Here is a 9,014-nt window from a genome sequence, read left to right on the forward strand (position 1 = left end):
GACCCGGGCGGGGGAGCGGCCGCCGACCCGGCCCCCCGGGGACCGCCAGGGCCGCCAAGGCCGCAAGGGGCCCGGACGCCAAGGGGCCGCAGGCGACAAGGGCGGAACCGACCCGCCCGAACCACCCGGCCCCACCACCCGCCCCTGAACCACCACCCCAGCCCCGAAGCTCCGCCACCCGGGCACCCGGCCCCTGCCGAGGGGCCCTGCCCGAGTGCGTCCGCGCCCGCACCACGCCTTCACCCCACACCGGACCCGCTCCCCGCTCTGCGACCGGTGCGGAGCCGATGATGATCAGCAGGTCGCCGGAGTCGGTCGGGCGTGTCGGCGTGCGGGGGAACCGGTGGCTCGCGTCGGGCTTGTGCGGGACGGGGCGCTCACCGGCCCTCCTCGGTCAGGCGGGCGACGTGGGCGGGGGTGAGGTCGACGCGGGCGGCGGCGACGTTGTCCTCCAGGTGCCGTACGGAGCTCGTTCCGGGGATGGGCACGACGACGGGGGAGCGGTGCAGTAGCCAGGCCAGGCAGATCTGGGCGGAGGAGGCGCCGGTCTCCTCGGCGATCTCGGCGACCGGTCCGCCGGCCCGGCCGAGGTCCCCGGAGTCGAGGGGCTCGTAGGGGATGAAGGCGATGCCTTCGCGCTCGCAGTGGTCCAGGACCTTCTCCGAGGCGCGGTCGGCCAGGTTGTAGCGGTTCTGGACGCTGACGACCTCGGCCTCGCGGCGGGCAGCCTCGATCTGCTCCACGGACACCTCGGACAGGCCGATGGCACCGACCTTGCCCTCCCGCTGGAGTTGCGCCAGCGCCCCCATCTGCTCCTCAAGGGGGACCTGGGGGTCGATACGGTGGAGCTGGAACAGGTCGATGCGCTCCACGCGCAGCCGCCGCAGGCTCAGTTCGGCCTGCTGGCGCAGGTACTCGGGGCGTCCCAGCGGCTTCCACTCGCCGGCGGAGGGGCGGCTCTGCCCGGCCTTGGTGGCGATGATCGCGTCCTCGGGGTAGGGGTGCAGGGCCTCGGCCAGCAGCTCCTCGGCGATGCCGGGGCCGTAGGAGTCCGCGGTGTCGATGAACCGCACGCCGAGCCCGACCGCCCGGCGGGCGACGGCCAGCGCGTTGGGAACGTCGGCGGGTGGGCCCCAGCAACGGTCCCCGGACATGTGCATGGCGCCGAAGCCCATGCGGGGAAAGGCCCGGTCGGCGATGGTGAACGTCCCGGGGGTCGCGGACATGGCGGACTCCACTTCCTGCTCGTTCTGCTCTGGCGTCGGTTCGCCCGCTCACTCGCGGGGCGTTTCGGGTTCTCCGGTACGGAGCGGCTGCCCGCCGGTGGTGCCGCAGGTCACCAGGCCGCAGTGGGTGCGCGAAGGGTGAACGTTCTCTGGCGCTCCGGGACCCGGAAGGCGGTGGCCTCTCTCAGGGAAAGAGGGTCCGCGTGTATGCCTTGCGGTTGTTTTGGGGTGGCGAAACGTCGAGATGGAAACGGCGGTGGATTTCGGATGTCCGTTGGAGGTGGCCTTGGGAAGGGCGGCGGATGCGCTCGGAAACCACTCTAGAGGTCCACTGAATGCCGGGGCGATGACGGAGAGTAGGCGGGGTGGCCGAGAGTGGACAGGAGGCGAGATGCTCGTTTTCGTGGATGCGGATAGTCGGGCGTGCGTACCGACTGCGGAAACGCCATGGATTCAGTGGGACGGGCCAGGGCGGGAGAGGAGGTGCTGAACGCGTCCTCCCATCGGTGCGCATCTCCGGGGGTTACGGTGGCTCCATGAGGATGCGACCCGTCGCGGTCACCATCGACTGCGAGGAGCCCGGGCGGCTGGCCGGGTGGTGGGCGGCCGCCCTGGAAGCGGAGGTCACCGAGGACTTCGCGGTCGTCGACTCCCGCCCGGTCGAGCTGGGCTTCCAGCGGGTGGCCGACGACCGCCGTGCGGTCGTGGAGCGCCTGGTGGGGATGGGGGCGACGGAGGCCGGCGAGCACTCGGCCCCCGGCTTCGTGTGGTCCGTCCTGCGGGACCCGGAGGGGCGCTGACCCCGGTCACTCAGGCGTCCGCCCGATGCGCTTGTAGTAGATGCGGGTCCCGCGCAGCGTGCCGTGCGGGTCGGCGGCGAAGTCGGGGATGGTGCCGACGGGCGTCCACCCGGCGGCCCGGTACAGGTGCTCGGCGGTGCTGCCGGCCTCGGTGTCGAGGACGAGCAGCCGGGCTCCCGCCTGGGTCGCCTCGTCCTCGACCGCCTCCATCAGCGCCCGCCCGAGTCCGCGTCCCCGCTCTCGTGGATGCACCATGACCTTGACGACCTCGGCACGGTGGGAACCGTTGGGCATGGGCGACCACGCCAGCCCGGCGGTGCCGACGATCCGGCCGTCCGGCCCCGCGGCGGCCCACACCCGGAGGCCTCCGTCGTCGACGGAGGGCTGCCGGGAGCGCCACCAGGCGGCCGCCTGTTCGGTGTCGAAGGGTTCCAGGAAGCCGACGGAGGAGCCGGCGGCGACGGTCGCGGTGAGCAGGTCGGCCAGGGCGCCGGTGCTGCGGCGGAACGCCTCGGGGGTGAGCCGTTCGATCACGGGTGCACCACCAGGACGGCGTAGCGGACGGGGGCGGGGCCGGGGCAGTGGAACCGGGTGGCGCCGCGCAGGCGGAAGCGCAGGCAGTCGCCTTCGTGCAGCCGGTGCCCGGTGCCCCCGGCGGTCAGGTCCAGGGTTCCGGAGAGGATCCACACGTGTTGTTCCAAGCCGGGGACGGGTGGGGCGGCGTAGGCGATGTCGGCGCCGGGGCGCAGTTCGCCCCGGACGACCTCGGCCCGCAGCGAGGGGTGCGGCGGGGACACGGTGCGCCGGTCGAACCCGGTGGCCTCGTCCCGCCATACGTCCTGGTCCTCGGCGCGTACCAGGAGCGGCGGCTCCGGTTCCACCTCGGCGAGCAGGTGGGAGGGGGTGCGCCCGTAGGCGGTGCACAGTGCGCCGAGCATGGCGGCGGTGGGGCTGACCTCGGCGCGTTCGACCCGGGAGAGGGTGGAGCGGCTGATCCCGGTGGTGCGGGCCAGGTCGTCCAGCGACCATCCTCGGTCGGCTCGGAGCGCGGCGAGCCGCCGTGCCAGGCGGGNGTGTCCTCGACGGCGTGCGGATCGTCCATATTCGGGATTCTATCTCATATTCGGGATAGTGGAGATCGTCTCCGCCGTGCGGCAGGCTGTCCGCCATGGCCGACTTCCTCTTCGTCCCCGGCGCGGGCTGCGGCCCGTGGCACTGGCGCCTCCTGGAGCGGGAGATGCGCGTGCGCGGGCACGCCGCGGTGACCGCCGACCTCCCCTGCGACGACCCCTCCGCCGGTCTGGAGGACTATGCGGACTCCGCCGTCGCCGCCCTCTCCGGGCTCGGCCCGCAGAGCGGCCGGCGCCCCCCGGTCGTGGTGGCGCACTCCTTCGGCGGCCTGACGGGGCCGCTCGTCGGACGGCGGGTGGGCATCGGCATGCTGGTCATGCTCGCGGCCATGGTTCCGGCCGTGGGTGAGCGCGGCCGGGACTGGTGGACGGCGACCGGCTACGAGCGGTACATGGAGGAGGCGGGCGGCGGTGGCGACCCCTTCTTCCACGACCTCTCCGAGGAACAGGCGGCCGAGGCGGCGCGGCGGTGGCGCCCGCAGTCCGACACCCCCGCCCGTGAGCCCTGGCCGGGCGGCCTGCCCGATGCGCCGGTCCGCGCCCTGGCCTTCGCCGACGACCGCTTCTTCCCGGTGGGGTTCCTCCGCGGCCATGTCCGGGAGCGCCTGGGGATCGGTGTGCAGGAGGTGGGCGGCGGCCACTTCGGGATGCTGTCGCGCCCCGCCGGGCTGGCAGCGTGCCTGGAGGCCCTGGCCGCCGAGGCAGGATGAGGGCCTTCAGCCCTCGTCCTCCAAGAGGCCGTCGATGAGGTCGCTGAGGACCAGGGAGCGCTCGGTGCCGGTCATGGCGTCGAGTTCGTCGAGGGCGGCCGCGGTGTCCACGCGGTCGCCCGAGCGCGAGCCGATGATGCACAGCAGGGCGATCTCCCGGGTGGGCCCGGTCAGGAAGCGCACCTCGGCGGGCGGGGCGAGGTCGTGCAGCGCGGAGGGGTAGCGGGAGTGGCGGTCGCGCCACTGGGCCGCGCGTTTGAGGGCGAAGCCGTGCAGCAGTGAGGCGAGGACCTCGGGGGTGGCCAGCGCCTCCTCCTCGGAGCGGGCGCGGCACTCGGCGCAGTTGGCGAGCTCGGCCTTGAGCAGGCGCCGTGCCGAGGGGTGGGCGACGTGCTCGGCATTGAGCTTGCTGGGATGACGGTGCGCCATGCGGGACAGCGTAGTGGCGGTGCACGTGCAGGTGGTGCGGTCCGCGAGGAATGTTGTTGAATCTTCAACCGTTCTCGCGGGTGAGGACACGAGGAGGCCACCATGGACGTCCGCCCGAGCGGGATCCACCACGTCACCGCCATCGCGAGCGACCCGCAGGCCAACGCCGACTTCTACCGGAACGCGCTGGGCATGCGGCTGGTCAAGCGGACCGTCAACTTCGACGCGCCCCAGACCTACCACCTCTACTACGGCGACCGGGCCGGCAACCCCGGGACCGTCATGACCTTCTTCCCCTGGCCGGACGCGCCCCGGGGCCGCCGGGGCGCCGGGCAGGCCACCGTCACCTCCTTCGCCGTGCCCGAAGGGTCGCTGGGCTGGTGGGCGCGGCACCTGTCGGCGCTCGGGGTGGAGGCCGACCGGCCCGCCGAGCGCATCGAGGAGGACGTGCTCACCCTGCGCGACCCGGACGGCCTGGTCATCGAGCTGGTCGCGAGCGCCGACACGCACGACACCGACCCCTGGGACGGCGGCGCGGTCCCGGTCGAGCACGCCGTCCGCGGCATCCGCTCGGTCACCCTCACCGAGCACGACGCCGACCGCACCGCCGAAATGCTCGGCGGCCGCCTGGGCTTCGAGCCGGTCGCCGAGGACGGTCCGCGCCACCGGTTCCGCACCGGGGCGGGCACCGAGGGGGTGGGCACCCTGGTCGACGTGGTCGCCGACCCCCGGGCCGAGCGCGGCCTCGTCGCCGCCGGGACCGTGCACCACGTCGCCTACCGCGCGCCCGACGGCCCCACCCAGGAGGCCTGGCGCGGGGCGCTGGCCGCCGACGGGGTGGACGTGACCGAGGTGCGCGACCGCTCCTACTTCACCTCGGTCTACTTCCACGAGCCCGGCGGGGTGCTGCTGGAGATCGCCACCGACGGCCCCGGCTTCGACTACGACGAGCCGCTGCTCCGGCTGGGCCGGGCGNAGATCGAGCGGAACCTGCCCGAGCTGGCGGTGCCGGAGGAGGGGGCCTGATGGAGGCACGGGAGGACCTGGGCCTGGTCCACGTGTACGAGCCGGGGCGGGAGGACGAGGACGCGCCGGCGCTCCTGCTGCTGCACGGCACCGGCGCCGACGAGCACGACCTGCTCGGCCTGGGCCGGGCCCTGCACCCCGGCGCCGCGCTGCTGTCGCCGCGCGGCCCGGTGGACGAGAGGGGCGCCAACCGGTGGTTCCGGCGGCTGCGCGAGGGCGTGTTCGACGTCGACGACGTGGTGGAGCGCGCCGGAGAGCTGGCCGGGTTCGCCGGGCGGGCCGCGGAGGCCTACGGGCTGGGCCCGCGGCGCCTGGTCGCGGTCGGCTTCTCCAACGGCGCCAACATCGCCGCGGCGCTGCTGCTCCTGCACCCGGGCCTGCTGCGGGGCGCGGCGCTGTTCGCGTCCGCGGCGCCGCTGCAGGGGCGCGACCCGGGCCCGGCCGACCTGTCGGGGACCGACGTGTTCATGGCGGCGGGCGCCGCCGACACCGTCACCCCGCTCGATCAGGCGCGGCTGCTGGCCGGGCAGCTCGGCGACCGCGGGGCCCGGGTCGTGGTGCACGAGCACCCGGGCGGCCACACGCTGCCGCCCGCGGTGGCGGGGGCGGCGGCGGAGTGGCTGGCAGGGCTACGATGACCGGCATGGACACGGTCGAGTGGCTCAGCCGGCACGAGCAGAGCGTCTGGCGGAGCCTGCTGCGCGCCCAGTCGCGGATCGAGTCCGAACTCGACCGGGACCTGCACAAGGGCAGCGGGCTGAGCCTGGTGGAGTACGGGATCCTGGTGAGCCTGTCGGAGGCCGAGGGCGAGCGCATGCGGATGCGCCACCTGGCCGACAGCGTCATCGTCTCCAAGAGCCGGCTCACCCACCAGATCACCCGGCTGGAGCGGATGGGCCACGTGCGCCGGGAGCCGTGCACCGACGACCGCCGGGGGTACTGGGCGGTGCTCACCGCCGAGGGCCGGGCGGCGCTGGACGCCGCGGCCCCCGGCCACGTCGCCAAGGTGCGCGAGCGGGTGTTCGACCGGCTGACCCCGGAGCAGGTCACGGTCCTGGGCGAGATCATGGCGGCCCTGGAGGAGCCCTAGGCGAGCATGCCGCCGTCCACCCGCAGGACGGCGCCGGTGACGTAGGAGGAGCGGTCGCTGAGCAGCCAGACCGCGGCCTCGGCGACCTCCGCGGGGTCGGCGGCGCGGCCCAGGGGCGTACGCGCGTTCAGGCCGTCGACGGTCCCGGGGGCGGCCGCCTCCCAGTCCCGCAGCAGCTCGGTGAGGGTGGTCCCCGGGGCGACGGCGTTGACCCGGATCCCCTCGGGCCCGTAGGTGCGGGCCGCCGACTCGGTGAGGCTGTTCAGCGCCCGCTTGAGCGCTCCGTAGGCCGGCAGTTCGGGGTTGGCCGCCAGGGACCCCACGCTGGAGGTGTTCACGACGGCCCCGGCCCCCGCGGTGGCGCGGATCGCGGCGATCTGGGCCGCCATGGCCCGCCAGTACCCCCGCAGGTTGACCCGGTAGAGGCGGTCGAAGTCCTCCTCGCCGAGGGTGTCCATGGGGCCGGGCGGCTGGCCGATGCCCCCGTTGTTGAAGGCGCCGTCCAGCCGCCCGAACAGGTCGACGGCGCGGTCGGCGGCGGCGCGCACCGCCCCGGCGTCGTCCAGGTCGCACACCGCGTGGTCGGCGGTGCCGCCCCCGGCCCGGATCTCCCCGGCGACGGCGGCGAGCTGGGCCTCGGTGCGGGCGGTGAGCAGGACGAGGGCGCCCTCCCGGGCGAAGAGCCGGGCCGCCGCGGCGCCGATGCCGCGGCTCGCGCCGGTGATCAGCAGGGCCTTGCCGTCGAGGAGGCCGGCGGTGCGGTTCGTCGCTTCGTGGTCGTCGTGGTTCATGGGACCGAGCCTCGTCCCGGCAGCCCGGCCCATCCAGGCACCCGCGGTACCTGGCTGAGCAGTGCCGCGGCCGCGCACACTGGGGGCGTGGACAGACGAGAGCTGGGCGCGTTCCTGCGCAGCCGCCGCGAGCGGATCACCCCCGCGGACGTGGGCCTGCCCGCGGGGCGGCGCCGGCGCACCCCGGGGCTGCGGCGCGAGGAGGCGGCGCAGCTGGCGTTCATCTCCCCCGAGTACTACACCCGGCTGGAGCAGGCCCGCGCGCCGCGCCCGTCGCGGGAGGTGCTGTCGGGGCTGGCCCGTGCGCTGCGGCTCTCCGACGCCGAGCGGGACCACCTGTACTTCCTGGCCGGGGCGCCGCCGGGCCCGCCGCCGGGGCCCTCGCGCGAGGTGCGGCCCAGCATCCTGGCGCTGCTGCAGCGGCTGCCGAACGCCGCGGCGCTGGTGCTGTCGGCGACCTATGAGGTCATCGCCTGGAACGGCCTGGCGGCGGCGCTGCTGGACGACTTCTCGGCGCGGTCGCGGCGCGAGCGGAACCTGCTGCGCCGCTACTTCCTCGGGCCGGGGCGCGAGCTGTTCAGCCCGGAGGACGGCGGGGAGTTCGGGCGGTCGGCGGCGCGGCGGCTGCGGGCGGCCGCGGCCCGCTATCCGGACGACCCCGAGGTGTCCGGGCTGGTGCGGGAGCTGCTGGCGGGCAGCGCCGAGTTCGCGGCGCTGTGGGCCTCGCACGACGTGTGCGCGCGTCCGGCGCTGTGCAAGACCTTCCGGCACCCGGTGGTCGGGCCGGTCAGCGTGGTGTGCGACGTGCTCGACATCGCCGACCGGGACCAGCAGGTGGTGATCTACACGGCCGAGCCGGGGTCGCCGTCGGAGGAGGCGCTGCGGCTGCTGTCGGTGGTGGGCACCCAGCGCCTGGAGCCCCGCTAGGGCAGGGGCGGTGCGGCCAGGGCGGGAACGGCCATGGCCAGCCCTCCGGCGGCGGTGACGGCGGTCTTGACCGCCCCGGCGGCCAGGCCTGCGGCGTGCGGGGGCGCCGCGCGCTGGGCGGCGATGAGCGCGAGCGCGTTGGCGGTGCCCAGGGCCAGGCCGGAGGCGGTCAGGGCGGCGGCGACCAGGGGGACCGAGGGCAGCGGTTCCAGCGCGGCCAGGAGCGCGGTCCCCGCGGCGGTGAGGGCCGCGAGGGCGGGGACGGGCCGCGCCGACAGCCGCCCTGCCAGGGGGCCGCCCGCGGCGACGGCGAGCGCGGGCGCGGCGAAGGCGAGGCCGGCGGCGGCCGCGTCCAGCCCCCAGGTGCGCTGCAGGGTGAGCGGGCCGAGGAACAGCCAGGCCACGGTGGCGGCGTTGGCGGCGGCGCCGAGGGCGGCCGCGGGGGCGACCGCGCGCAGCACGCCGACGCTCCCGCCGGTGCGGTTCCGGACGGGGGCCGGCTCCCGCACGGCCAGGGCGGCCGCGGCCGCCGCGGCGGTCAGGGGCACCACCGCCAGGAAGACCCACGGCCACCCGGCGAGCGAGGTCAGCGCCCCGCCGAGGACGGGGCCGGCCGCCGTGGCCGACCCGGCGGCGCCGAGGGCGCGGCCGGTGGCGCGGGCGGCCTGCTCGGGCGGGACGGTGCGGGCGAGCAGGGCCAGCCCGGCGGGCATCACCAGGCCGCCGCCCAGGCCCTGCAGGGTGCGGAAGGCGATGAGGGCGGCCGGCGTGGCGGCCAGGGCGCACAGCACGGACCCGGCCGTGAAGGCGGCGAGCCCGGCGAGGAGCACCCTGCGGTGCCCGAGGGCGTCCCCGGCGCGTCCGCCGGGGGCCATGGCGGGGGCG

General features: G+C 75.8%; 12 protein-coding genes. 6 read left to right on the forward strand and 6 right to left on the reverse strand.

Going from position 1 to position 9,014, the window contains the following annotated elements; all coding sequences use genetic code 11:
• Positions 1-377: 377 nt before the first annotated feature.
• On the reverse strand, positions 378-1,226 hold the full coding sequence (locus D450_RS0128715; protein ID WP_039821150.1) for an aldo/keto reductase: 849 nt from the start codon (positions 1,224-1,226) through the stop codon (positions 378-380).
• A gap of 536 nt (positions 1,227-1,762) precedes the next feature.
• On the opposite strand from D450_RS0128715, the gene D450_RS0128720 reads away from it, so the two are divergent.
• The gene (locus D450_RS0128720) at positions 1,763-2,026 is read left to right on the forward strand and encodes a VOC family protein (protein ID WP_026128817.1); all 264 of its coding nucleotides are present in this window, start codon (positions 1,763-1,765) and stop codon (positions 2,024-2,026) included.
• 6 nt (positions 2,027-2,032) lie between these two features.
• Here D450_RS0128720 and D450_RS33570 read toward each other — a convergent pair whose 3' ends face one another.
• Positions 2,033-2,560 (reverse strand): GNAT family N-acetyltransferase, encoded by a 528-nt coding sequence (locus D450_RS33570; protein ID WP_017542079.1) that lies wholly within the window; start codon positions 2,558-2,560, stop codon positions 2,033-2,035.
• On the reverse strand, positions 2,557-3,093 hold the full coding sequence (locus D450_RS0128730) for a helix-turn-helix domain-containing protein (RefSeq protein WP_026128818.1): 537 nt from the start codon (positions 3,091-3,093) through the stop codon (positions 2,557-2,559). Before D450_RS0128730 ends, D450_RS33570 begins: the two co-directional genes overlap by 4 nt.
• A 101-nt stretch (positions 3,094-3,194) precedes the next feature.
• On the opposite strand from D450_RS0128730, the gene D450_RS0128735 reads away from it, so the two are divergent.
• Entirely contained in the window at positions 3,195-3,866 is a 672-nt protein-coding gene (locus D450_RS0128735; RefSeq protein ID WP_017542081.1) for an alpha/beta fold hydrolase, read from the forward strand.
• A gap of 6 nt (positions 3,867-3,872) precedes the next feature.
• On the opposite strand, the gene D450_RS0128740 is transcribed toward D450_RS0128735, so the two are convergent.
• Positions 3,873-4,295 (reverse strand): hypothetical protein, encoded by a 423-nt coding sequence (locus D450_RS0128740; RefSeq protein ID WP_017542082.1) that lies wholly within the window; start codon positions 4,293-4,295, stop codon positions 3,873-3,875.
• Positions 4,296-4,397: 102 nt separating this feature from the next.
• On the opposite strand from D450_RS0128740, the gene D450_RS0128745 reads away from it, so the two are divergent.
• The 3 genes from D450_RS0128745 to D450_RS0128755 are packed head-to-tail and all read left to right on the forward strand — an operon-like array spanning position 4,398 to position 6,411.
• Entirely contained in the window at positions 4,398-5,321 is a 924-nt protein-coding gene (locus D450_RS0128745; protein WP_017542083.1) for a VOC family protein, read from the forward strand.
• The gene (locus D450_RS0128750; protein ID WP_017542084.1) at positions 5,321-5,959 is read left to right on the forward strand and encodes an alpha/beta hydrolase; all 639 of its coding nucleotides are present in this window, start codon (positions 5,321-5,323) and stop codon (positions 5,957-5,959) included. Before D450_RS0128745 ends, D450_RS0128750 begins: the two co-directional genes overlap by 1 nt.
• Positions 5,956-6,411 (forward strand): MarR family winged helix-turn-helix transcriptional regulator, encoded by a 456-nt coding sequence (locus tag D450_RS0128755; RefSeq protein WP_017542085.1) that lies wholly within the window; start codon positions 5,956-5,958, stop codon positions 6,409-6,411. The genes D450_RS0128750 and D450_RS0128755 overlap by 4 nt, the downstream gene beginning before the upstream one ends.
• Here the strand turns inward: D450_RS0128755 and D450_RS0128760 are convergent.
• Entirely contained in the window at positions 6,408-7,202 is a 795-nt protein-coding gene (locus D450_RS0128760) for an SDR family NAD(P)-dependent oxidoreductase (RefSeq protein WP_017542086.1), read from the reverse strand. The genes D450_RS0128755 and D450_RS0128760 overlap by 4 nt on opposite strands.
• An 87-nt stretch (positions 7,203-7,289) precedes the next feature.
• Between D450_RS0128760 and D450_RS0128765 the strand changes: the two genes are divergently transcribed.
• Positions 7,290-8,129 carry a helix-turn-helix transcriptional regulator gene (locus tag D450_RS0128765; RefSeq protein WP_017542087.1) on the forward strand — a complete coding sequence of 280 codons (840 nt, stop codon included), beginning with the start codon at positions 7,290-7,292 and terminating at the stop codon, positions 8,127-8,129.
• Here D450_RS0128765 and D450_RS31590 read toward each other — a convergent pair.
• Positions 8,126-9,014 (reverse strand): MFS transporter (locus D450_RS31590; protein WP_039821152.1); only part of this gene is annotated, 889 nt, incomplete at its 5' end. The two genes, D450_RS0128765 and D450_RS31590, sit on opposite strands and share 4 nt — an antisense overlap.

Source organism: Nocardiopsis halophila DSM 44494, from assembly GCF_000341245.1.
GTDB classification, from domain to species: domain Bacteria; phylum Actinomycetota; class Actinomycetes; order Streptosporangiales; family Streptosporangiaceae; genus Nocardiopsis_A; species Nocardiopsis_A halophila.